Source organism: Pelagibacterium halotolerans B2, assembly GCF_000230555.1.
In the GTDB taxonomy this organism is placed as follows: domain Bacteria; phylum Pseudomonadota; class Alphaproteobacteria; order Rhizobiales; family Devosiaceae; genus Pelagibacterium; species Pelagibacterium halotolerans.
The window spans coordinates 1,218,380-1,241,552 of the sequence record NC_016078.1; the positions used below are offsets into that span (position 1 = coordinate 1,218,380).

Genomic DNA, 23,173 nt, shown 5'->3' on the forward strand with positions numbered 1-23,173 from the left:
TGATGACAACGACCGACTATGGCTGGCTCGAAAAGGCTCCCTTTCACTTGGACGCCGAAGCCCGCTCTTGGGTTCACGCCACCCGCGACGCGATGAGTATCGAGGACAAGGTTGCGCAATTGTTCGTTCTCATCTCGCGCGGAGATGACGACGAGGAACAAGCGCGCATCAGGCGCCTGCGTCCTGGCGGCATCACCCGCTTTTTCGGTCCCGATGCCGAGGGAGAACGCGGCCGCCTCGCCGCGTTACAATCCGATGCCGCGGTGCCGCTGCTTGTCAGCGCCGACCTTGAAGGCTCCCGGATGAGCTTGCCATTCGCAACCCAGGTGCCAAACCCGCTGGCGCTCGCGGCGCTCGACGACGTTGCGGTCACCCGCGACATTTCGCGGATCATGGCCGAAGAGGCACGCGCCATTGGCGTCAACTGGTCCTTCACGCCCGTCGTCGATATCAATGCGGCTTTCCGCAGCGCCATCGTTGCCACGCGAGGCTTCGGGTCAGACGTCGAAACGATCGAACGCCATGCGCTGGCCCAGATTGAAGAATTCCAGAAGCGCGGCGTCGCGGCGACCGTCAAGCATTGGCCGGGCGAAGGTTTCGACGATCGCGACCAGCATCTGGTGACGACGATCAACCCGCTGTCCATGCCCGATTGGGAAGAACATTTCGGACGATTGTACCGCGCGGCAATCGCCAAGGGCGTCCTCAGCGTGATGTCTGCCCACATCGCATTGCCTGCTTACGTCCGGAGCCTGAACCCCGATGCCGGCATAGAAGCATTCAGGCCCGCCTCGGTCAGCCGGCTCCTCAATATCGATCTTTTGCGCCATCGATTGGGATTTAATGGCCTCATCGTCTCAGACGCCAGCGAAATGGCCGGGCTCGGTGCGTGGATGCCGTTGCGTGGGGCCAAGCCCCAGATTATTGCCAATGGCTGCGATGTCATCCTGTTTTCGCGATCGCCCGAAGAAGACATGGACGCCGTGCGGGCAGCCGTTGAAAATGGGGAGATCTCCCGGGTCCGTCTCGATGATGCCATCACACGTATCCTGGCGCTCAAGGCCAGACTCGGACTTCACGACAATACCGGTCCCGATCGGCGTTGCGAGCTTGGTGCGCCAGAGGCCGTACAGGCCGCAAGCGCGGCCATAAAAGGTGCGCCGACACTCGTCAAAGACGTGCAGAACCTCGTCCCGATCGCCCCGGCCACCCATAAGCGGGTGCTGATTTTTTCGGGCGGCATCGTCAGCCCGCTGCATGGGGAACCGGCTCCGATGGTTTTGCCGCAGCTTCTTGCGGACAACGGCTTCGAGGTCACACTCCACACACCGGGGACCGTGGTGACCCGCGAAAATTTCGATCTGGTTCTCTACATTTTCGGCGAGGAAACGCTCCTCACACGTGGCCGCATTTTCCTCGACTGGGCGAAAATCGGGGGCGATTTCGGCGCGTCCATGCAGCGCCATTGGCATGATATTCCTACAGCGATCATCTCGTTCGGGTATCCCTATTACCTGTATGACGCGCCACGGGTGCCGACCTACATCAACGCCTACAGTACGCTCGATGCCATGCAGGCGGCGGTCGTCGACCTTTTGCTTGGCGATGGCGAGTTCAATTCCAACAGTCCGATCGATCCGTTCGCCGGCCTTGAGGATGCGAGGTATTGATGGCGGACGATCTTCCATTGGCAAACCGAATGCGAAGTCGCCTCCTTATGTGAGCGCGGTCCAGACCGGGACCGCGTGATGCCGATTTTTCCATCACCTTCCCAGACCGCGAATGCCCATTTACCTTCCCATAGCCGAACTTTCGGTGGACCTGTTCTTCCTCATCGGGATCGGTGCGGCCATCGGGTTTATTTCGGGCCTGTTCGGGGTCGGGGGCGGGTTCCTGTTGACACCTTTGTTGCTGTTTTCCGGAGTGCCGGCCCCGGTCGCCGTCGCTTCGGTCACCGGACAGGTTGTGGCATCCTCGACATCCGGCGCGATTTCCTATTTGCGACGGGGTGCCATTGATCTCAAGCTGGGAGCCTTTCTGGTGCTGGGGGGCATCGTCGGCTCGTTCGTAGGGGTATGGATTTTCGGGGTCCTGCGCGCGCTCGGCCAGCTCGATCTCTTTATCTCACTGGGCTATCTGGTCTTTCTGGGCTCGATCGGCACGCTGATGATGGTCGAGTCCATCCGCTCTCTCCTGAGAGCGCGCAAAGCCGGTCCACCGCCGCCGCGCCGCCTTCCAGGCCAGCATTCCTGGGTGCAGATTCTGCCCCTGCGGATGCGGTTCAAAAAGTCCAAGCTCTATATTTCGGTCATTCCCGTCATGTTGATCGGCTTTTCGATCGGCATCGTTGGCGCGCTGCTGGGGATCGGTGGTGGCTTCATTCTGGTGCCGGCCCTGGTCTATATCCTGCGTGTGCCGGGGTCCGTTGTGATCGGAACGTCCTTGCTGCATCTGCTGGCGGTCATGGCGATGACCTGCATGCTGCATGCCATCCAGACTCAGTCCGTTGATATTCTCCTGGCCTTCTGTCTCATGGTTGGCTCCGTCGCCGGTGCGCAATTCGGCGCCTCCGCCGGCCAACATCTCAAGGGCGACCAATTGCGTGCGCTTCTTGCGTTGATCGTTCTCGGCGTCGCATTCCGCTTTGCGTTGACGCTTTTCCTCGCGCCCGCCGATCCGTTCTCGATGAGTTCTCTCGGTTTTGGAGAGAATCTATGATGCGCCTCATTTTCGCGGCGATTGCCGTAGCCTTCAGTGCTTTTTCAACGGCCGGCGCAGCGCATGCGCAAGGCGTCGTATTCGCCAATTCCGATCCGCTGGTTACCATTCATTCGACCTTTACCGGCCAGACGATCACGCTGTTCGGCAACATCGAGCCGGGCAGTGGCAGCGTACCCGAGGCTGGTCCATATGACGTCATGGTCCTCGTTCGCGGGCCAGCCAGCGACCGCGTTATCCGCATCAAGGAGCGTCAGTTCGGCCTTGTCCTCAATGCCGACCAGGCAATCTATCGCGACTTGCCCGGCTATTATGCGATCCTTGCAAGTCGCCCCTTCGACCAGATACTCAGCGCGGGCATGCGCGCCGATCCGCGCACGGCACTGTCCTCACTCGTCGCCCGCGCGCGCAGTGTCGGAGACGGCGAAAGGTTCGACGCCGAATTGATCCGCATGATGGAAGAAGCCGGCCTGTTCATTGAGGCGGAACGCGGCGTGGCGTTCCTCTCGTCCACCACCTTCACCACCCGCATTCTGTTGCCCTCGTCGGTGCCCAATGGCAGCTATCTCGCCCAGGTGCTTGTCGTGGCAGATGGCGAGCTCGTGGGATCGGGTTCCACCACCTTTTCTGTCCGGACACAGGGGTTCGAACGCTTCCTCTCTCGCGCGGCGACGACCTCTCCGTTTCTGTACGGTCTCGCCGCCGTTCTGACGGCCATCGGCACGGGTTGGCTGGGAGGAGTGCTGTTCAAGCGCTGAACGTGAGCGATAAACCTCGGTAATCGCTTCCTGAAGAAATTGCATTTCTTCTTGATAGCATGGGGTGGTATCAAAACACTGCCAGTCGGGTATCCGGCTCGGCATCATCCGGAATAGGAGGCCGGATACCCGAGGAGAACAGCCCAATTGCAACGGCCACCCCGGTGGCCCGAACCTGTAGCCGGCAGCGAATAAGCGCACCGCCGGAATTTCGCATCGCATTCAGCGCCGTCTGTCACGGCCGATGCGCGACGCACCGCGTCCGCGCGCAGAATTTCTGCGTGCCCAAAAATGGGAGAGAGAAATATGAAGCATACAATCGCGCGCCACCTGCGCAATACGGTTCTCGTCGGAGCGACGGCGCTTTCCGGCGTTCTGGGCGCCACGATAATGGCCTACGCCCAGGAAACCATCACGGTGGTCAACGCCTCGGATGCGCAGCCAAGCAATGTGATGCCCGGTCGTGCCGGCAATTTTCCGTGGATCCGGAATGTGTTCGAAACCGTTTTCGATCTCGATCCGGTAACCTATGAGCCGGTGCCGGTTCTGGCCAGTGATTGGACGGTATCGGATGATGGTCTGACGATGACGTTGACCCTTCATGACGACGTCACGTTTCACACTGGCCGTGCGCTGACGACCGACGATATCCGCTACACAATCGAAGTCGCCCGCAATCCCGAAACGGCGCATCAACTCGGTTTCATCGCCGAGCAGATCGAAGAGATCGAGATCCTCAGCGACACCGAAATGGTGCTCCATTTTTCACGCCCGCTTTCCAACATATACGAGTTTTTCGCGCGGACTGTCGTCGTCGATCAGGAAACATACGATCAGCGCAGCGATGGCTCGCAAGTCATCGGAACGGGGCCATACACCTTCGCCGAATGGAGCCCGGGCGCGCGGATTAGGCTCGAGCGTTACGAAGATTACCGCGATCCCGAAGCGGCAGCCATCGAATCGGTCGACATTGCAATCATCAACGACCCGACGGCAACGATTTCGGCCCTGCGAAGCAATCGGGCGCAGGTCGCGATGCAGGTAAGCCCCAACGACGGCTTGGAATTTTCCAACTCGCCCATGTTCAATGTGGTCCCGACGGGCGGTGCCCAGATACCGCTGGGCCTCAACGTCGAGATGCCACCCTTCGACAACAAGCTCGTGCGCCAGGCCATCGGTTACGCGATCGATCGTGAGCGCATCAACCAGCAGGTCCATGACGGCCTCGGTACGCCCACGGCGCTTTTCTGGGCTCCCGGATCGCCGGGCTACAATGAAACGCTGGCAAATCACTACAGCTACAATCCCGACAGGGCCAGGGAACTGCTGGCCGAGGCTGGTGTCGAAAATCCAGCCATAACCATCGCGCTGCATGCGCTGCCCGGCCAGCGGGCGGTATTCGAAATCGTCCAGAACAACCTTCGCGATGTCGGGTTCGACGTTCAGGCCGATATCGTGGACACGCCGACCTTCGGTCAACGTCAGATCGCCGGAGAGCTCGGCCCGGCCTTCATCCAGCTTCAGGGGATGGTGGGGCTGAGCGTTCCCACATTGATCAGCTCCGTTCCCGGAATACGGCAGGACAATCCATCGCATTTCTGGACCGAGGAATACGCAGCGCTGCGTGAGGACGTCGAAAATGCCGTCGGCACCGACGAGTTGGCTGCGGCGGTTGAAGCGCTCTCCGAATACATGATCGATGAGGCCTTCAACCTCGTTCTGGTGCAATCGCCATCCCTGTACGTCACCAGCACCGACGTTGAAGGTGTGACCTTTGCCAGTACCGGCGCTCTGGTCTTGATCGATGCGGAGTTCAACTGACGGTGTTCAAGTTTCTCTTAAGGAAGCTGCCGTCGGTATTGGCGGTTGCCCTGGCAAGCTCGATCATTGCCTTCTTTCTCCCCCGGCTCGCGCCGGGGGACCCCGCCATCGCGATTGCCGGACCCGAAGCCACCCTTGAGCAGCTCACTGCCGTGCGCGAGCAGATGGGGCTCAATGATCCGGTCATCGTTCAGTATTTCAATTGGCTGACAGGCGTTCTGCAAGGCGATTTCGGCCAGAGCTTTACCATGCGGCGCCCGGTGGCCGAGGTGATTTTGTCCCGCATCGAGAGCACGCTGGAACTGGCGCTGCTGTCCATGGTTCTGCTTGTCGCGTTCGGCATTGGTCTGGGCATCCTGGCCGGCACCGAGCGAAGCAAGTGGGCGCGCGTCGCCATCGATGGCACCATCACGTTCCTCCTGGCGATGCCTCCCTTCGTTATCGGCCTGATCTTCATTCTGTTTCTGGGGATCATGTTTCCGCTGTTTCCGATATCGGGCGAAGTGCTGTTCAGCGAAAATCTTATTGTCGGGCTCCATTATCTTGTCCTCCCGGCCCTGGCCATTTCCCTCGCTCAGGCATCGATCGTGGCCAGGCAATTGCAGGCCACAATGCTTTCGACCCGGGATGAGGACTTTATCGACCTTGCCAGGGCCAAAGGCGTCCCGGATGGCAAGATCACCCGCCAGCATGTGCTCCGCAACAGTCTTGGCCCCGCCGTCGTCGCCATCGGCCTGCGGTTTGGCGACATGCTGGCTGGTGCTGTCATCATCGAGGCGATATTTGCCCGCAACGGCGTTGGTGCCCTTGCCATCTATGCGGTGCAAAGCCGGGACTACAACGTCCTTCAGGCCATTATTCTCGGCGCCGTGCTCATTGCCGTTTTCACGCAGTTGATTTCGGAAATCGTGCTCGCGGCACTCGACCCACGCATTCGCCTGGAGGGGTAAATGAGCCAGCAAATCTCCAACAAAATCGCTAAATTCGGTCAGCTCAATCCGACCGCGGAACGCTATCTCGGCGCGCTCTTTACGACAAAAGGCATGTTCTCGGTCACCCTCATCGTCGTGCTGGGCGGACTGGCGCTCGCTGCGCCGCTGCTGTTTCCCGAGGGCTATGACGTTCAGACCCGGGATTCTCTGCTCCCGCCCAGTTTTGCGCATCCGTTCGGTACCGATGAATTGGGGCGCGACATATTCGTGCGCGCCGTGTTCGGATTGCGGGTCGATCTGTCTCTGATCTTTACCGCCGTGGTGGCCTGTATGGCGATCGGTACGGTTCTGGGTCTGTTGGGCGCGGTCTCGCAGTTTCTGGGGACGTTCATCCAGCGCGTTCTCGATATCATCGCCGGATTTCCCGGCCTGATTTTGGGAATATGCATCGTCATCGTTGTGGGACCCGGCTGGACGGCCCTGGCCATCGCAATCACCATAGCCGGCCTGCCGGGCTTCGGGCGTCTATCGCGCGCCGTGCTTCTGGCCCAGTTGCAGCGCGAATACGTCATAGCCGCGCAGACGCTGGGGGTGAGCCGCTGGACGATCATGATGCGGCACATCCTGCCCAATGCCGTCGAGCCCGTTCTGGTTCAGGCATCGATTTTCGTTGTGGCCGCCATCTTCATTGAAGCCGGACTGAGCATTGTCGGGCTCGGTCTCCAGCCGCCCGAACCTTCTATCGGCATTCTGCTCAACCAGGGCATGCGGTACATCACGCGCGCCCCATTCTACCTCGTTGGCCCGATGGTCGTCCTGATGCTGCTGGCGCTCTCATTCGCCATGCTTGCCGATGCGCTCAACCAGGTCGGGAGACGCAACCGATGAATGCGGAAATGAATCAACAGCGCAAAGAGAATGTCCTCACCGTAGAGAATCTGACCACCACCTTCACCGTGGCCAAACGCAATGTCGACGTTGTCAGAGATGTCAGCTTTACGGTTGGACAGGGGCGGGTCATGGGGCTGGTCGGCGAAAGCGGGTCGGGCAAATCGGTAACCGCTCGCTCCATACTTCGCCTGCTGCGCAAGCCCGGTCGGGTAACCGCGGGACGCGTGTTGCTCAACGGGATCAACCTGCTCGATCTGCCGGAAGGGGATATGCGGGCCGTACGGGGTCGGGACATCGCAATGGTGTTTCAGGATCCCCAATCGGCTCTGAACCCGGTCATGCGGGTCGGCGACCAGATTACCGAAGCTCTGCTTGTCCACGGCGTCGACCAGAGCAAGGCGCGTGAACGCGCTAAGGAATTGCTGGCACAGGTCCGCATTCCCGATGTCGAGCGGGCTATTGACCAGTACCCGCATGAATTTTCGGGCGGCATGCGCCAGCGTGTGGTCATCGCCATAGCGCTTGCCAACAAGCCAAGGCTCCTGATCGCCGATGAGCCCACCACGGCGCTCGACGTGACGATTCAGGCGCAAATCCTTCGCCTCCTGGTCGATCTGCGCGAGGAGCTTGGGGTCGCTATCATCCTGATTACCCACGATATGGGTGTGGTCGCCGAACTGTGCGACGACCTGGCGGTGATGTATGGCGGCCGCATCGTGGAAAAAGGCTCGGTCGCTCGGGTGCTCAAGCACCCGACCCATCCCTATACGGCCGCACTGCTGCGCGCGGTGCCCCGGCTCGACAGCGAGGAGCACGAGGCGCTGCCGGCAATTCCCGGCCAGCCTCCCATTCCCGTGCAACTGCCGCCGGGCTGCTCGTTTCAACCGCGGTGCTCGAAATGCATCGATATCTGCGACAAGCAGGTTCCGGCGCTCGAAGAGATCGAGCCGGGGCAACATTCGGCCTGCTGGGTCGCCCAGCGGGGTGAACGCGACCTCGCGCCTCCCAGGCCCACCTCGCGTTCGCGTATCAAGGCATCGCGGGCCAGTGCCGTGCCCGTTCTCAAAATTACCGATCTGCGCACCGACGTGGCCGATCGCAAATCGCGGCTCTTCAGCCGGCACAAGCCCGTTTACGCCGTCGATGGCATCTCCCTCGAAATCTATCCGGGGCAGACCTATGGCTTGGTCGGAGAATCGGGCTGCGGCAAGTCCAGCCTCTCCCGCACCATTGTGGGCATTCACGCCGCCAGCAGCGGTTCGATAGAGGTAGCCGGGCGCGATGTCACGGCAATGACCGCGGAAGACCGGCGCCATGTGACATCGAGCGTGCAGTATGTTTTCCAGGATCCCTCCGCCGCTCTCAATCCTCGGCGAACGATCGGCCAGTCGATAGAGGAAGCGCTCGTCGTTGCCGGACATACCGGACAAGAGGCCGACAAGAGGGCAAGCGGGCTGATGGAGCGGGTAGGGCTGTCGCCGCAATTGCTCCGGCGATACCCCTATGAAATTTCGGGCGGACAACGCCAGCGCGTGGGCATCGCACGCGCCCTGGCCGTCGATCCGAAAGTGCTCGTTCTCGACGAGCCGGTATCGGCGCTTGATGTTTCCATTCAGGCCCAGATCATCAATCTGCTGGACGAGCTACGCAACGATCTGGGGTTGGCCTATCTTTTCATTGCCCACGATCTTTCCGTGGTCAAACACATCAGCGACCGTGTCGCCGTGATGTATCTGGGCAGGATTGTTGAAGCCGGAACAACCGATGAGGTTTATGGCAATCCGCGCCATCCCTATACGCAGGCCCTGCTTTCGGCCACTCCCGAACCCGACGTGGATCGCGACCGAAGCCACCGCATCTATCTTTCGGGAGACATGCCCAGCCCGGCCAGTCCGCCCAGCGGGTGCCGCTTCCGCACGCGCTGCCCGGTAGGGCCGCGCTTTATCCCCGAGCGAACGATCTGCATTTCCCAATCGCCCAAACTCGAACCGGCGCTCTCGGGCCAGAAATGTGCCTGCCACTTCCGGAACGATCCCGCTCGAATCAACGTCCGGGCCGATCCAGCGCTGGCCTGATCCAAAAATGCGGGCCGTTTTCGCGGCCCGCAACAAGACTGCGACAACCTATCCTGGAGCCGGCTATGCGGGCCATCGTGCTGATGTTTGACAGCCTCAATCGCCACTTTCTCCCGGCCTATGGCGCCAGGGGACTCGACCTTCCCAATTTTGAGCGCCTGGCCGCACGGGCAACCACGATGTCCCGTTGCTACGCGGGTTCGATGCCCTGCATGCCGGCGCGCCGGGAGCTCCATACAGGGCGCTATAATTTTCTGCATCGCGGCTGGGGGCCGCTCGAACCGTTCGACGATTCCGTTCCGGAAATTCTGAAAAAATCCGGCGTCTATACTCATCTGGTCACCGATCATCAGCACTATTGGGAGGACGGCGGCGCCACCTATCACTCCCGCTATTCTTCCTTTGAGTTTTTTCGCGGCCAGGAAGGCGATCCCTGGAAAGGGCAGGTGGCAGACCCCGAAATCCCCGAGACCTTGAGTTGGCGCACGGGCGAGGTATGGCGGCAGGACTGGATCAATCGCCGGCATTTCGAAAAGACCGGACTGTCGTCCCAAACCCAGACCGTCGATGCCGGACTTGAGTTCATCGACACCAATCGCGCCGACGACAACTGGCTTCTCCAGATCGAATGCTTTGATCCTCACGAGCCCTTTGTCTCATCGCCCGAGCATCGCAAGCGGGTCGGCGATAACTATGGCGGTTCTCATTTCGACTGGCCCGACTATCGCCCCGTTCTCGAAGACGAGAACACGCTCGATCATATCCGGAAAGGTTACAGCGCGCTGCTGACCATGTGCGACGACAGCCTGGGCCGAATCCTCGATCGCATGGACGCGTACCGCATGTGGGAGGATACGGTCCTGATCGTCTGCACCGATCACGGCTTTCTGCTCGGCGAGCACGAATGGTACGGCAAGAACGTCCAGCCCTGGTACGAGGAAAATATCCATACCCCGCTCTTTATTTGCGATCCGCTCGCAAAGAGGGCAGGGCAGGCCCATTCGGGTCTGGTCCAGACCATCGATCTCGCCGCCACCTTCCTCGATATTTTCGGGCTCGAACCGACCGGTGACATGCAGGGTCGGTCCATTTTGCCCCTGATACGCGAAGAAACGCAGGCCATCCGCAAGACGGCCCTGTTCGGCATTTTTGGCGGGCATGTGAGCATTACAGACGGACGGTACGTCTATATGCGGGCCGCGGCTGACCCGTCCAACAGGCCGCTCGAGGAATACACCCTCATGCCCACGCGCATGAAAAATCGCTATTCGGTCGCCGATCTTGCCGAGACCGAACTTGTTCCCGCCTTCTCCTTCACCAAGGGTCTGCGCACGCTGCGGACAAGGGGCCTCGCTTTCGGAAATCCTTTTCACTTCGGCTCGCTGCTTTACGATCTCGAAAGCGATCCGGGACAGAAATCGCCAATCGACGACCCTGATCTCGAATTGCGAATGGCCGGCCTTCTGGTCGCGATGATGCGCGAAAACGATGCTCCGGAAAGCCAGTATGTCCGCCTGGGGCTGCCCATGACGGGCGCGGTCGGACCGGAGCACCTTCTGGTCGAAAAGCAATGGCCCCAGGTCATGGCTTCGCTGGATCGCGATTGGAGGGCCGCGCCCCGACAGACCTTCGGCCCGGCAGCCGAACTGACGCTTACCGACATTTTTGCGAATGCGGAAATGCGCGCCCGTGTCGGAGAGGCATTCGGAGCGCAGTTGCTCAACGGCCTCGTCGGACGCTTCGGTCACCTGAGCCTTTGGCACATCTCGGTAATGTCACCGGCCATGACGCCGGACACGCTGCGTGTCCTTGATGCAGAGCTGGCGCGGTCAGTTAGCACACCCGCCCGGCAGCACTGGAGCGCGTCCAGCAAAAGTGGAAACGGTTTTGCGGTTCGGACGCGCGACGAAACAACAACTTAGAGGATTTTCGCGATTCGAAGAAAAGCGGAAATGCTCTAGGACGAGGCAAGAAAATGCAGCCCAATATTCTTTTCATCTTTCCCGATCAATTGCGCTGGGACTGGATCGAGCCTCTGACCGATTTGGCCGTTCGGACCCCAAACGTCAGATCCCTGGCGGATCGGGGGACGGTGTTTTCCAATGCATGGACACCGTCTCCCATCTGTGCGCCCGCTCGCGCCTGCATGGCCATGGGCACAAATTACGATCGCTCGCCCGTCCGTCATAACAACCATAACATGCCGGCCGGATCCGATACGGTTTACCGCAGGCTTGCCGAGGCCGGCTATGCGGTATCGACGGTGGGAAAGCTCGATTTGCTGAAGGGCTTCATGGATTGGGGCCCCGATGGCCAGCACCGGGTGAATGGGGATTGCCGCCTGCACGATCTCGGTTTCACGCGCGGGCTCGACAATGCCGGCAAGCATGATGCGCTCTGGGCGCGCTTCAAGGGCGTGCGCGAACCCTATATGGACCATCTGGCATCCCGCGGGCTCGATCAGATCCACATCGAGGATTTCAAGCGCCGCAACGATGCCAATCTCAAGGTCCCGGTCGGAGAGACCATGAAGGGTGGCCTTGAAATTCCCTCGGCCTACGGCAACACGGACCTTTCCCCGCTGCCCGAGGATGCCTATTGCGACAACTGGATCGGCCGCAACGGGGTCGATGAACTCAACGCTTTGCTGGCGGAGGGGCGGCCCTGGTTCCTTACGGTCAACTTCGCCGGGCCGCACGAACCGCTCGATGTCACCGCATCCATGCGCGAAAGCGTTAAGGATCGGCAGTTCCCCATGCCCGGGCGCCACGACGGTTTGCACACCGACCTCCATCAGACCGTGCGCCAGAACTACGCCGCCATGGTCGAGTTGATCGACGGCTGGGTCGGACGCTATGTGGAAATCCTTGAACGGGCAGGGGCGCTTGAAAACACGATCATCGTCTTTGCCTCCGATCACGGCGAGATGCTGGGCGATCACAACCTGTGGGCCAAATCGGTTCCTTTCGAGGCCTCGGTTCGCGTGCCGCTGGTCATGGCCGGTCCGGGGTTCGAACCTTCCGCCGCCCCGGTCGCCGCGCCTGTCTCCCTGCTCGACGTGATGACCACGTTCCTCAATTATGGAGCGTGCTCAACCGAGGGTATGGACGGCTATTCGCTCCGCCCCACCCTTGAGAGGGGGGAGGCGCCCGAGCGCGGGCTGGTCTTTTCCGGGCTTGGAAACTGGCGTGCCGTTGGCGATGGGCGTTTCAAGCTGGTGGCCGGGTTCGATGGCAGCCTGCACACCCAGCAGATCCAGTTCGCCATTCTGGACCCCGCCATGCTCGACGCCGCCAAACTTTACGACCTCGACAACGACCCGTTGGAAGAGACCGACATTTCCGAAGCCGAGCCGGCCGTCCGCCAGCGCCTTCTCACCGCGCTTGCCGCCGATCTCGAAGCGGTCTGACCCATACCAGGAGGGGCCCATGGCACCCAATATCGTCCTCATAACCACAGACCAGCAGCGGGGGGATTGCCTCGGTGTGGAGGGGCACCCTGTGCTCGATACACCCTATCTCGACCAGATCGCATCCCAGGGGGCTCGCTTTTCGCGTGCCTACAGTGCGTGCCCGGTCTGCATCCCGGCGCGCCGCACCCTGATGAGCGGGGCCAGGCCCGCGCGCCACGGCGTGACTATGAACTACGATACGCCTCTCACCCTGCCGACGCTGCCGGGCGAGTTGGCCAGGGCAGGCTATCAGACGCACCTGGCCGGCAAGCTTCATCTCCATCCGGCGCGGAAGCTCTATGGCTTCAACTCCGCCGATTGGGCCGACAGCCCGGCCCAATACCGCCTCAACCGCGTTAGCAACGACTATCAGAGGTTCCTGATTGAACATGGCCAACACGGCCCCGATCTCTCCTATGCCAATGGCGCGAACGGAAATGGTTGGGTGTCACGGCCCTGGCACATGGATGAACGCTTCCACTACACAACCTGGGCGGCAGAATGCGCATTGCGGTTTCTCGAACGCCGCGACCCGACTGTCCCGTTTTTCCTCAATCTCTCGATCTTTGCGCCTCACGCGCCCTTCACCCCGCCGGCCTATTATTTCGAAAAATACATGGACATGGATTTGCCCGAGCCCGTGGTGGGTGCCTGGGCCCGCATCTATGACGGTGCGCAACGCGGCCACGACGTCACTGCGTGGCGCGTCTCGCTCAAGCGTCAGGCGCAGCGCGAAATGATGGCCGGGTATTTCGGCTCAATCGAACATGCCGATCACCAGATCGGCCGTGTGCTCAAACATCTGCCACGAGATACGGCCATTCTGTTCGCCTCCGATCATGGCGAAATGCTGGGCGATCATCAATGGACCCGCAAGCGCTCGGCCTATGAGGGCTCGGCCCGCGTGCCGTTTCTCGTCAAGCTTCCCAAATCGTTCGGCATCGAGCCCGGCCAGGTGCGCACCGAGCTTGTCGAGTTGATGGACGTCATGCCGACCCTGCTCGATATGGCAGGGGCGCCCGTTGTTGCGCGGTGAAACCGACGGCTGGCGTCGGCATTTGCACGGGGAATGCGCCCGGGTCGAAACAATGAACTCGGGCATGCAGTTCGTGACCGATAAAAGCCTGAAATATATCCGCTATCCCGGCACCGGACTCGAGCACGCCTTCGATCTGGCAAACGACCCCGACGAGATGACCAATCTCATAGGCGACAGCGAATATGAGCCGCGTATCGAGGCCCTGCGCCAGATCATGATCCGCGAACTCGAGGGACGCCCCGAAGGTTTCGTGGTCGATGGCCGGCTTGCCGTCACCGGTGGCTTTGCGCCGGTTCATCTGCCCGGATTCGAGTGCCGCGATGAACCGGGCGATCTCAAGAACGCCAACCGCTAACCACCTTTTTCAAAGGAGCCGTCATGCGCCCCAACATCCTGATGCTGTTTCCCGACCAGTGGCGCGCGGATTGGATCGGCGCTTTGGGCGGTCTGCCTCTGCGCACGCCCAATATCGATGCTCTGCTCGCCCGCGGCACAGGCTTTGCCAGGGCATGGACGCCGAGCCCGCTCTGTGCTCCGGCGCGCTCGTGCTTTGCCACCGGCCGCGCCTATGGACGCGCGCCGGTGCGCAGCAATTTCGATGACAATCCCCTCGACACGCCCACCTTTTACCGCGCGCTGCGCGAGGCGGGTTATCAGGTGGCCAATACGGGCAAATCGGATCTGCTCAAGCATGGCCATTCCTGGGGACCCGACGGCCGCCATGTCGTTGACGGTGAAGATCGTCTGGCCGCCTTGGGATTCAGCCACGGCTTCGACAGTGCCGGCAAGAAAGCGGCCGAAGTTGCGCTCAAGAGGGGGTTCGCCGACCCCTATACCGAAATGCTCAAGGCCCGGGGGCTGGAGGGACGGTTTCTCGACGATTATGCCGGTCGCGGTGTCGTGCGGGGCACGCTCTTGCAACAATGGCTCGACGGCAGCCTTGGAACGCCTCCCGATGCCTATGCCAATGTCGATCCCCAGGACTTGCCCGACGACGCCTACAACGACAATTTTGTCGGCCAGCGCACGCTCGATGAACTCAAGGGGTTCGATCCCAACAGCCCATGGTTCATGATCGTGAATTTCCCCGGCCCCCATGAGCCGATGGACGTTACGCCCTCAATGGCCGAAGCGTGGGAAGGCGTCGAGTTCCCGCTTCCCCGCATGCGCAACACCGAAGACGCCGAGCTCCAGCAGGATATCCGCCGCCGCTATGCGGCCATGATCGAAAACATCGATCGCTGGATTGGCCGCTACATCGCCCACCTCGAAGAAACCGGGCAATTGGACAATACCGTGATCGTCTTTGCCTCCGATCACGGCGAAATGCTGGGCGACCGCAATCTCTGGAAAAAGCAGGTGCCGTTCGAGGCGTCGGTCCGGGTGCCGATGATCCTTGCCGGCCCGGGCATAAAGCGGCGCGCCATGGTCGATGAGGGGCCGGCCAATCTGCTCGATCTTCCGCCCACCTTTCTGGCACTCGCTCAAACCGACCCCCTGGACGGCATGGAGGGATACAGCCTTCTAGACTATCTGGATGGTTCGGCACCCTATCCCCGCGCGTCGAGCGAATCCGGACTGGGCGCCTGGCGTGCGGCCACCGATGGGCGGTTCAAAATCATCGTCGGCCTCAACGAGCGGATCAATCAGGAAATGCTTCAGACCGAGACCTACGATCCGGCCTGCCTGCGTTCGGGTGTTCTTTATGACCTCGCCGACGATCCCGACGAAACCCGGTCCCTCTGGGACGACCGCCCCGATGTCCGCGACAGCCTTATTGCCCACATTGCCCGGGTCTGGCCCTCATAGGCTCTTCGCGGACATGCACGAGCCTATGAGGGCGTCACGGATCATCGTGGGCAATCGCTCCCGCCGAAAACGATGAGCAATCGGGCCTCGGTGCCGCCCTGATCAGGATCTTGCGTCCTCGATGATGAGTTCGGCAGCCCGTGCCGCCACTGCCATTGCCGGTCCGTTTGTGTTGCCGGAGACAGGCGTGGGCATGATTGAACAATCGACCACGCGCAGGCCCGGTACGCCATGCACGCGGCAACGGCTGTCGACAACCGAAATTTCCGGGTCGGTGCCCATCGAGCAGGTACCGGTGCCGTGGAGCCCGGGGCTCATCATCCATTTGAGCTCTTCGATCAATTCCTCGTCGCTCTGAAACTGAACCCCGGGAACGCGCTCTTTGCCAACCCAACCCTCAAGTGGTTTGGCGGCCGCCATCCTGCGCAACATTCTGAGCAGATCGAGCGCCCGGTCGCGGTCGCCAGGATCGCTCCACCAACCGGCCTCGACGACGGGATTGTCCCTGGGATCGCTTGAAGCGATCGACACCGACCCCCGGCTCTTGGGGCGCAAATGGAAGCCCGAAAACATAATGCCTGGCTTGGCCTCGATCGGGCCACGACCGGGTTCTGATTTCATCTGTTTCGACGACTTCATCGCAAATGGTCCGGCGCCCAACTGCAGGTCGGGCCAGCTTTTGTCGCCATCGGTGGAATAGAGCATGGTCAGGGGCATGCCGACACGGGCCAGCGGGCCCTTGCGCAGCAGGAAATATTTGAGCGCGTTGGCGTAAACGCGCCAGCCCAGAAACTGCCGATTGAGCCCCGGATCCTTGTGCAGGTCGTAAGCGATAGTGAGCATCTGGTGGTCGCACAAGTTAAGGCCCACTGCAGGCAGGGCCCTTTGCACGTCAATCCCGTGTGTTGCGAGAAGCTCGGCAGGGCCGATGCCGGAAATCTGCAGGATCTTGGGAGACATGTAGACCCCGGCCGACAGGATCGTGTCGCGCCGCGCACGATGAACAACCTCTTGGCCATCCTTGCGGCATACAACACCCGCGGCCCGGCCATCTTCCAGAAGAACGCGCTCGACGAAGGTGTCGGTGACCACCGTGAGGTTGCTGCGCGCCCGGACCGGCGCCACGAACGCCTCGTAGCTCGACGCGCGGCGAGAGCGGCGGTCCACAGTGTATTGCGAACGGCCGATACCATCCGTGTTAGGTGTGTTGACGTCGTCGAGCCAGGGGACGCCGAAGCTCTTGCAGGCCTCGATGATACGATCCATGACCGGTGATTTATAATCCGATGGTGTAATCTGAAGGGCGCCGTCCCGGCCGCGGGTCTTGTCCGCGCCCGATGAGCGGTAGCTTTCCATCCACTGAAAGCATTTCAGGATCGAATCCCAGCCCCATTCGGCAAGACCCATGTCGCGCCAGCCATCATAGTCCCTTGGCATGCCCCGCAAATACCACGTGCCGTTCACTGCGCTCGATCCGCCCAGCCCGCGGCCATAATTGTGCTTTTCCTCACCACGTCCCAATTGCGGCTTGACCCGGAAGAACCAGAAGAATTCCGGTCGACCGAAAAGTTTGGTGAACCCGCCGGGCATCTTGATAAAGGTTTGCTGATTGTCGCCACCGGCCTCGATCAGCAACACGGTCTTGGTGCCGTCCTCGCTCAGGCGGTTGGCAAGGACGCAGCCGGCGGAACCGGCGCCGACAATTATGTAGTCATACTCATTCATGAATTGGTCCTCGGCGGAGGGGTCAGGCCCCAAGGGCGGACAGGATCGATCTGATCATGGCGTGATGGCGCTCGACATGGTCGAAGCCATCGGCGTCGCTGACCATATGCCCTTCCCACTCGCTGGAGATGTAACCCTGAAAGCCACCCTCCACGAACACCTTGAGATTGGCCGCGTAGTCGATCGCGGCGTCCTCTCCAGTGGCCCTGTCGACGTCGTAAAATTTGCCGTGGATATGAAAGACACGCGGCATGATCTCGGCCCAGCTTTCCACCGCCCCACGATTGAAGATGCCGTAAATGATCATCATCTCGACGGCCAGAACCTCGTCGACACCATTGGCCTGGCACCATTGCTGGAAAGCGCCGAATTTTTGGAACGGCTCGATATCGGCGTGCCAGATTTCGAGCGCCTTCTCGATAACGGACTCGCTGGCGCCCATTTCGCGGAACGCGGCAAGATGACCGGGCGGCACGGCGCGCGCGGTTGCGCCAAAGTCGGGTATGAAGCCGAGAAAGTCCGAATTCACCCTCTCATACATTTCGCGGTATTCGATGATTTCGGGATGATCGACGGTGTGGGGGGCATGGACTTCCAGGCCGAGTTTGACGCCAAGATCCTCGGCGAGCGGCACAAGGTCGGCAATCACATCGGGCGTTGCGGCAAACTGGTACCGAACCAGCGGGAAGCCGAGCTTGGCGGCCGACCGGAGTTGGCGGGCGTGATACTGCCCCATCTCGGCATCGGTCATTGGTTTGTTACGGTCGATGTGGCGGTCGGCATTGATGCCCAGGCATGTGGGAACGAGCCCGGTTTCCGCGATGATGGCGTGGAACTGATCGACTTCTACCGCGCTCACGTCCGGGAAGGAACGAAAGCTTTGAAACCCGACGACTTCGAGACCGGGACCGAGGTTGCGCCTCGCCACTTCGCGGATAAGATCGTCGCGTCCGAACTTGCGGGCGTGAAACTCGTTTGTCATCGAGTAGATGGTCGTGCCGAGCCGAATGTCGGCGGTTTTTCGGGAAGTCATCAGCGTTCGGCCTTCATACGTTCAGTGCGACGCACCTTGCGCCGGAAATTCGGGAGGTAGGGCGGATAGATACTGAGTACGGCTTCGACATCGTGCTCGGTATCGGCGTCGATCGGCATGTCCTGGACCACCAGCGTGGCGGTATCGGCCACGAACCAGTTCTTGTCCGTCAGATGTCCCAGATCCGTCACCGGATATGGCGTGCCGTCCACTTCGATCGCGATGCTTTCGGCAGGCACCGATTTGCCGTTGAGGCGAAGCGCGTCCAGTTCAACGACGGAAAGCGGTAGCGACCTGTACCAGGGAAGGCGGATACCCATTGCGAACCCTGTTTCGGTTCGACGCAGGGAGCCGGTCTCGATGATCCGGTTGACGGTCATAGCAATCTCCATGAAGCGGTTGGCCGGACCACCCTGTGCCCGACTGGTGTTACGAGTGTCACCACGATGGACGGGGCTCCTCCAAACTAAATGATCATGCTCATTTATTTTGCCGGCGCCCCGAATGTCAAGGCGATGCCAGCGGGTTAGGTGATTGAAATACGTGATACCATGCATTGAAAAATACCATATGTCTCGGCGTTCTGGTGTCACCGGATACGCTTGACACGATTGCCGACCGTAGCTAGCAATTGAGATGAGAAATGAGCCTGCTCATAAATCTCGCAATTTCGATGAGGGAGGAGCCTAATGTCGATATTCACCAATTCAGTTACACGCGCCACCACCTGCGCGGGCCTGTCGTTCCTGGCCGCAGCGGCAATGGGATCGACTGCGTTTTCGCAAGAACTGCGTTTGCTGGTTCCCGCCGGCGGCACCGGTGACGGACTGATCGAGCTGGCCGAGCAGTACAATGATGCCCAGCCTGACGTGAGGATAACCGCGCAGCGCTTTCCATCGGGCGACCCGTATTCGCAGGCCGTAGTTACCCAGTTGCAATCGGGCAGCGGACCGGACCTGATTTTCACGAATGGCGGCTGGGGAGCGTTGGAGTCCATTCTTGATCTGGGCTCGGCCGGGCGCCTGCTCGATCTTTCTGACACCGCTATTGCCGACGTCGTTCCCGAGGCAGCGCAAGACACCTACTGGCTCGACGGGGAACTCTACGGCCTGCCGCTTTCCCTCCTCCATGTGGGCATGGTCTATAATGCCAACCTGCTGGAGGAACACGACATCGAATTGCCCGCAGATGAGGCGGGCTTTCTCGAATTTTGTGCCGAAACGCTGGATCTGGGGTTCAGCGCCGCATCGGTGTCGGGCCCGGGCCCGTTGTACATGATTGCGGCAATCGCCAACACGCGCGTCTATACGGACAATCCCGAGTGGAACGCTCAGCGCGAGGCCGGCGAGGTCACCTTTGGTGAAAGCCAGGGTTGGCGGGAAACCTTTGAATACTATCAGGACATGGCCGAGGCCGGCTGTTTTCAGCCAGGCTTCGAGGCGGCTGGTATTCCCCAGCTCTTTGCCGCGATGGCCGGGGCGCAGGTGCTTACCGGCGTGGGTCCGGCGACCCTGATGGGCGCCGTGATGGGCATGAACCCAGAGATCGACCTGCGCATGACCACTTGGGTCGGGGGTGGAGAAAACGGCCGTGTGGCCATTGCCGACTACAATGACTCGCTTTCGATAAATGCCGCTACCGAGCATGAAGATGCCGCTGTGGCGTTCGTTGAGTGGGTGGCCGAGCCGGCCCAGCAGGCGGTATTTGCCGAAGTGGCCGGTGGCACGCCGCTTTCGGTCGCCGATACGCTCGAATTCGGTGACCGTTACGCTGATCTGGTCCCTTATCACGAAGCGGGCAGGGTGACCGGGCTGCCTCACACCGCATGGCGCAATGTCGAGGTTCGCGATGCCATTAATGCCGGAGCCAACGGTCTCGTCACCGGCCAATTCACCGTGGACGAAGTGCTCGCCATGCTCGACGAAGCGTGGGACGACTGAGCTCGACCAAACAAGCTGGGGTAGCAATCGTGTTTGCACGCCAAATCAATGATGGGACACGCCAAAGGCGCGTGTCCCGCGCTCCGTTGACCTGGGCCGTGCCGGCTCTTCTCGTGGTTTTCGTGTTCCACTACGGAGCGGTTATCGCCGGCGGCTGGTATGCTTTCACCGACTGGGACGGTTTCACTGAACCCGATTTCGTGGGACTGGAAAATTTCGCTCGCATCTTTTCGAGTAGCCAGGCCCTGGGGGCGTTGGCCAACACCCTCAAACTGACGGTGGCGTTCGTGATCGGTGCCAACGCGATCGGCCTTGTGCTTGCCATGGCGCTCAACAAGGGCCTGAAATCGCGTTTCGTACTGAGGAGCGTCTTTTTCGCGCCCGTCGTCATGAGCCCTCTTGCCGTTGCCTACATCTGGCAATTCGTCTTTGAGGTTCAGGGGCCGGTCAATGCGCTTCTGGGCACGGTGGGCCTGGAAAGCTGGCAGCGGGTCTGGCTTGGCGACGCGACCTTTGCCATCTGGGCCGTCTGGGCCGTAATGGTGTGGCAATTCAGCGGGCTTTGCATGGCCTTCTACCTTGCCGGTCTGCAGTCTATTCCCGAGGATCTGACCGAGGCTGCCGAGATCGACGGAGCTTCGTCATGGCGCACCTTCCGCCGCATCGTGTTCCCCATGCTCGCCCCTGCGGCGACCGTCAGCATCAGCCTGACGACCATTTTCGGGCTGCGGGTCTTCGACCAGATCATGGCTTTGACCCGTGGCGGGCCCGGCTACGCCACCGAGACGCTTGCCACTCAGGTCTATAAGCAGACTTTCGCCTTTGGAAATTTCGGCTATGGCGCAGCGTTTGCGCTGGTTCTGACGGCGCTGGTGCTTGTTGTTTCAGCACTGCAATTGACCATTCTCAGGCGCAGGGAGCGCGTTCTCCAATGAGCAACCGATATACGCCTGCCAGATTGGGTATCGAGATTGTTGCAATGCTGGTGGCTCTGGCCTGGTGCATTCCATTCTACTACCTGCTCATCGTCGCGGTGAAGCCCAACACCGAGGTTTTCACCGATCCAATGGGCTGGCCCTCCGAAATCGTACTTGGCAATTTCGCCGAGGCATGGGCCGGCACGATGGGGGTCTCGATCGGCCAGGCATTGCTCAACAGTGCGATCATCACGCTGGGCAGCGTCTTCGTGCTGATCGCTGTGGGTGCAGTGACCGCCTATGTCGTGGCCCGGTCTCGTGCCCTGGTCAGTCTCGCCATGTTTTCCTTTTTCGTCGTGGGGTTGATCCTGCCCCACCAACTGGCCGTGGTTCCACTGTTCGCCGCGATGCGCAGCCTCGGACTTGTGGGCAACCATCTGGGCATGATCGTGCTCTATTCGGGCCTCATGATGCCAATGGCAATCTTCCTGTATGCGGGATTTGTGCGCACCATCCCCAAAGACTACGAGGAGGCCGCCGAAGTCGATGGGGCAGGGCGCGGCAGGATCTTTTGGAAGGTGGTCTTTCCCTTACTCCGTCCGGTCACGGCGACGGTAGCGATCATGACGGGGATGATCATCTGGAACGATTTCTTCAATCAGGTGATCTTTCTCAGCGGGAGCGATGTGCAGACTCTGCCCGTGGCGATCTATGGGTTCGTCGGAGAATTCACCGCCCGCTGGAACATGGTTTTTGCCGTGGTGCTTGTGGCGATCGCTCCGGTGCTCGGCTTTTACCTGTTCGCTCAAAAGCAGCTCATTGAGGGCTTCACCGGCGGCATCAAAGGTTAGGAAAAAAGATGGCATCAATAACATTCCAGGGTGTCACGAAGCGCTATGCCGGCGGCATTCGTGCGGTGGACAGCCTCGATCTTGAAATCCGCGAAGGCGAATTCATGGTCATCGTGGGGCCCTCGGGATGCGGCAAGACCACGGCGTTGCGCATGGCGGCAGGTCTCGAGGAAATTTCCGAGGGACGATTGCTCATCGGCGATCGCGTGGTCAACGATGTGTCGGCCCGCGATAGAGACATCGCCATGGTGTTTCAGAGCTATGCGCTCTATCCCCACATGACGATTGCGCAGAATATTGCCTTTCCCCTCGAAAGCCAGAAGCTGGCCAAGGCGGAAATCGAGGAGCGTGTCAGAAGCGCGGCGCGTACACTGGGCCTTGAAGACTATCTCGATCGCTTGCCCAGGCAGTTGTCGGGCGGCCAGCGTCAGCGTGTGGCCATGGGGCGGGCTATTGTGCGTCGGCCGCAGGCTTTCCTAATGGACGAGCCGCTGTCAAATCTCGATGCTAAACTGCGCACTCAGATGCGCACCGAAATCATAGAGTTGCAGCGGCGGCTCGGGGTTTCGACCCTCTACGTCACCCACGATCAGGTTGAAGCCATGACCATGGGGCATCGGATTGCCATAATGCGTAAGGGTGTCCTGCAGCAGGCCGGCACGCCGCTAGAACTCTACGACGCGCCCGCCAATCTGTTTGTGGCAGCCTTTATCGGTTCTCCAGCCATGAACCTCGTGGGTGCCCGGCTCGTTGAGGACGGCCGCACGCCGGCGCTCGATATCGGCGACCAGCGTCTCTCGCTCGGGGCGCACGCCGAACGGTTCGCCGGTGTGGCGGACCGCTACGGACAAGAGGTGGTCGTGGGCATTCGACCCGAACACCTGCAGGTACCCGGTGATGGCAATCAGGCCTGGCCGCAATTGCGCGCAAGGATGCGCATGGTGGAAGAATTGCCGCCCGAGAAGATGGTCCATGTGACGATCGCAGGCCAGCCGGTCACAAGCGATACGGTGGTGGAGGCGATCGCCGATTCCGACAAGGGTATCGTACAGGATCTCCAGCGTCAGGCCGATGCGGCGGAAGTCTCGGTCATCGCCCGCATGGATATCGAGAAACCGTTGCCATCCGATGGTGAATTTGCTCTCTCGCTCAATACTGCGAGGCTTCATCTGTTCGATCCCCGAACGGGTGCCACGCTGGTATAGGCCAGGGG

General features: G+C 60.6%; 19 protein-coding genes. 16 read left to right on the top strand and 3 right to left on the bottom strand.

The features are described 5' to 3' along the window. Positions 1 to 2 precede the first annotated feature (2 nt). The 12 genes from KKY_RS05995 (at position 3) to KKY_RS06045 (ending at position 15,494) form a co-directional block, all read left to right on the top strand. The gene (locus tag KKY_RS05995; protein ID WP_014130423.1) at positions 3 to 1,670 is read left to right on the top strand and encodes a glycoside hydrolase family 3 protein; all 1,668 of its coding nucleotides are present in this window, start codon (positions 3 to 5) and stop codon (positions 1,668 to 1,670) included. 112 nt (positions 1,671 to 1,782) lie between these two features. After that, entirely contained in the window at positions 1,783 to 2,718 is a 936-nt protein-coding gene (locus KKY_RS06000; RefSeq protein ID WP_014130424.1) for a sulfite exporter TauE/SafE family protein, read from the top strand. Beyond that, positions 2,715 to 3,476 carry a TIGR02186 family protein gene (locus KKY_RS06005; RefSeq protein WP_014130425.1) on the top strand — a complete coding sequence of 254 codons (762 nt, stop codon included), beginning with the start codon at positions 2,715 to 2,717 and terminating at the stop codon, positions 3,474 to 3,476. The genes KKY_RS06000 and KKY_RS06005 overlap by 4 nt, the downstream gene beginning before the upstream one ends. A 306-nt stretch (positions 3,477 to 3,782) precedes the next feature. Beyond that, complete coding sequence (locus tag KKY_RS06010) at positions 3,783 to 5,297, top strand: ABC transporter substrate-binding protein (protein WP_014130426.1); 1,515 nt, start codon at positions 3,783 to 3,785, stop codon at positions 5,295 to 5,297. A 2-nt stretch (positions 5,298 to 5,299) separates the two neighbouring features. Then, positions 5,300 to 6,247, top strand: coding sequence for an ABC transporter permease (locus KKY_RS06015; RefSeq protein WP_014130427.1), 948 nt, complete (start codon positions 5,300 to 5,302; stop codon positions 6,245 to 6,247). Then, positions 6,248 to 7,117 carry an ABC transporter permease gene (locus KKY_RS06020; RefSeq protein ID WP_014130428.1) on the top strand — a complete coding sequence of 290 codons (870 nt, stop codon included), beginning with the start codon at positions 6,248 to 6,250 and terminating at the stop codon, positions 7,115 to 7,117. A gap of 8 nt (positions 7,118 to 7,125) precedes the next feature. Beyond that, positions 7,126 to 9,195, top strand: coding sequence for a dipeptide ABC transporter ATP-binding protein (locus KKY_RS06025; RefSeq protein WP_041529158.1), 2,070 nt, complete (start codon positions 7,126 to 7,128; stop codon positions 9,193 to 9,195). 65 nt (positions 9,196 to 9,260) lie between these two features. Next, complete coding sequence (locus tag KKY_RS06030) at positions 9,261 to 11,117, top strand: sulfatase (protein WP_014130430.1); 1,857 nt, start codon at positions 9,261 to 9,263, stop codon at positions 11,115 to 11,117. A 53-nt stretch (positions 11,118 to 11,170) separates the two neighbouring features. After that, entirely contained in the window at positions 11,171 to 12,604 is a 1,434-nt protein-coding gene (locus KKY_RS06035; protein WP_014130431.1) for a sulfatase family protein, read from the top strand. A gap of 19 nt (positions 12,605 to 12,623) precedes the next feature. Next, entirely contained in the window at positions 12,624 to 13,682 is a 1,059-nt protein-coding gene (locus tag KKY_RS06040; protein WP_050811666.1) for a sulfatase-like hydrolase/transferase, read from the top strand. Positions 13,683 to 13,734: 52 nt separating this feature from the next. After that, positions 13,735 to 14,040: a hypothetical protein gene (locus tag KKY_RS19485; RefSeq protein ID WP_158308054.1), complete on the top strand. Its 306-nt coding sequence runs from the start codon at positions 13,735 to 13,737 to the stop codon at positions 14,038 to 14,040. A gap of 23 nt (positions 14,041 to 14,063) precedes the next feature. Continuing rightward, the gene (locus tag KKY_RS06045; protein ID WP_014130432.1) at positions 14,064 to 15,494 is read left to right on the top strand and encodes a sulfatase family protein; all 1,431 of its coding nucleotides are present in this window, start codon (positions 14,064 to 14,066) and stop codon (positions 15,492 to 15,494) included. Positions 15,495 to 15,596: 102 nt separating this feature from the next. Here KKY_RS06045 and KKY_RS06050 read toward each other — a convergent pair whose 3' ends face one another. From KKY_RS06050 to KKY_RS06060, 3 genes are read right to left on the bottom strand one after another with little or no spacing between them, the layout of a single operon-like run. After that, complete coding sequence (locus KKY_RS06050; protein WP_014130433.1) at positions 15,597 to 17,219, bottom strand: GMC family oxidoreductase; 1,623 nt, start codon at positions 17,217 to 17,219, stop codon at positions 15,597 to 15,599. 22 nt (positions 17,220 to 17,241) lie between these two features. Continuing rightward, the gene (locus KKY_RS06055; protein ID WP_014130434.1) at positions 17,242 to 18,252 is read right to left on the bottom strand and encodes a sugar phosphate isomerase/epimerase family protein; all 1,011 of its coding nucleotides are present in this window, start codon (positions 18,250 to 18,252) and stop codon (positions 17,242 to 17,244) included. Beyond that, entirely contained in the window at positions 18,252 to 18,632 is a 381-nt protein-coding gene (locus tag KKY_RS06060; protein ID WP_014130435.1) for a C-glycoside deglycosidase beta subunit domain-containing protein, read from the bottom strand. The genes KKY_RS06055 and KKY_RS06060 overlap by 1 nt, the downstream gene beginning before the upstream one ends. 309 nt (positions 18,633 to 18,941) lie before the next feature. Between KKY_RS06060 and KKY_RS06065 the strand changes: the two genes are divergently transcribed. The 4 genes from KKY_RS06065 to KKY_RS06080 are packed head-to-tail and all read left to right on the top strand — an operon-like array spanning position 18,942 to position 23,165. After that, on the top strand, positions 18,942 to 20,192 hold the full coding sequence (locus tag KKY_RS06065) for an ABC transporter substrate-binding protein (RefSeq protein ID WP_014130436.1): 1,251 nt from the start codon (positions 18,942 to 18,944) through the stop codon (positions 20,190 to 20,192). A 29-nt stretch (positions 20,193 to 20,221) separates the two neighbouring features. Next, entirely contained in the window at positions 20,222 to 21,127 is a 906-nt protein-coding gene (locus tag KKY_RS06070) for a carbohydrate ABC transporter permease (protein WP_148264175.1), read from the top strand. Next, the gene (locus KKY_RS06075; RefSeq protein WP_014130438.1) at positions 21,124 to 21,960 is read left to right on the top strand and encodes a carbohydrate ABC transporter permease; all 837 of its coding nucleotides are present in this window, start codon (positions 21,124 to 21,126) and stop codon (positions 21,958 to 21,960) included. The genes KKY_RS06070 and KKY_RS06075 overlap by 4 nt, the downstream gene beginning before the upstream one ends. 8 nt (positions 21,961 to 21,968) lie before the next feature. After that, positions 21,969 to 23,165, top strand: a complete 1,197-nt coding sequence (locus KKY_RS06080) for an ABC transporter ATP-binding protein (protein ID WP_014130439.1) — start codon at positions 21,969 to 21,971, stop codon at positions 23,163 to 23,165. Positions 23,166 to 23,173: the final 8 nt, after the last annotated feature.

Bases quoted from the DNA above. Each gene is read 5' to 3' on its own strand.
- KKY_RS05995 (WP_014130423.1), top strand. From the start codon at position 3: ATGACAACGACCGACTATGGCTGGCTCGAAAAGGCTCCCTTTCACTTG.
- KKY_RS06000 (WP_014130424.1), top strand. From the start codon at position 1,783: ATGCCCATTTACCTTCCCATAGCCGAACTTTCGGTGGACCTGTTCTTC.
- KKY_RS06005 (WP_014130425.1), top strand. From the start codon at position 2,715: ATGATGCGCCTCATTTTCGCGGCGATTGCCGTAGCCTTCAGTGCTTTT.
- KKY_RS06010 (WP_014130426.1), top strand. From the start codon at position 3,783: ATGAAGCATACAATCGCGCGCCACCTGCGCAATACGGTTCTCGTCGGA.
- KKY_RS06020 (WP_014130428.1), top strand. From the start codon at position 6,248: ATGAGCCAGCAAATCTCCAACAAAATCGCTAAATTCGGTCAGCTCAAT.
- KKY_RS06025 (WP_041529158.1), top strand. From the start codon at position 7,126: ATGAATCAACAGCGCAAAGAGAATGTCCTCACCGTAGAGAATCTGACC.
- KKY_RS06030 (WP_014130430.1), top strand. From the start codon at position 9,261: ATGCGGGCCATCGTGCTGATGTTTGACAGCCTCAATCGCCACTTTCTC.
- KKY_RS06035 (WP_014130431.1), top strand. From the start codon at position 11,171: ATGCAGCCCAATATTCTTTTCATCTTTCCCGATCAATTGCGCTGGGAC.
- KKY_RS06040 (WP_050811666.1), top strand. From the start codon at position 12,624: ATGGCACCCAATATCGTCCTCATAACCACAGACCAGCAGCGGGGGGAT.
- KKY_RS19485 (WP_158308054.1), top strand. From the start codon at position 13,735: ATGAACTCGGGCATGCAGTTCGTGACCGATAAAAGCCTGAAATATATC.
- KKY_RS06045 (WP_014130432.1), top strand. From the start codon at position 14,064: ATGCGCCCCAACATCCTGATGCTGTTTCCCGACCAGTGGCGCGCGGAT.
- KKY_RS06050 (WP_014130433.1), bottom strand. From the start codon at position 17,219: ATGAATGAGTATGACTACATAATTGTCGGCGCCGGTTCCGCCGGCTGC.
- KKY_RS06055 (WP_014130434.1), bottom strand. From the start codon at position 18,252: ATGACTTCCCGAAAAACCGCCGACATTCGGCTCGGCACGACCATCTAC.
- KKY_RS06060 (WP_014130435.1), bottom strand. From the start codon at position 18,632: ATGACCGTCAACCGGATCATCGAGACCGGCTCCCTGCGTCGAACCGAA.
- KKY_RS06065 (WP_014130436.1), top strand. From the start codon at position 18,942: ATGTCGATATTCACCAATTCAGTTACACGCGCCACCACCTGCGCGGGC.
- KKY_RS06075 (WP_014130438.1), top strand. From the start codon at position 21,124: ATGAGCAACCGATATACGCCTGCCAGATTGGGTATCGAGATTGTTGCA.
- KKY_RS06080 (WP_014130439.1), top strand. From the start codon at position 21,969: ATGGCATCAATAACATTCCAGGGTGTCACGAAGCGCTATGCCGGCGGC.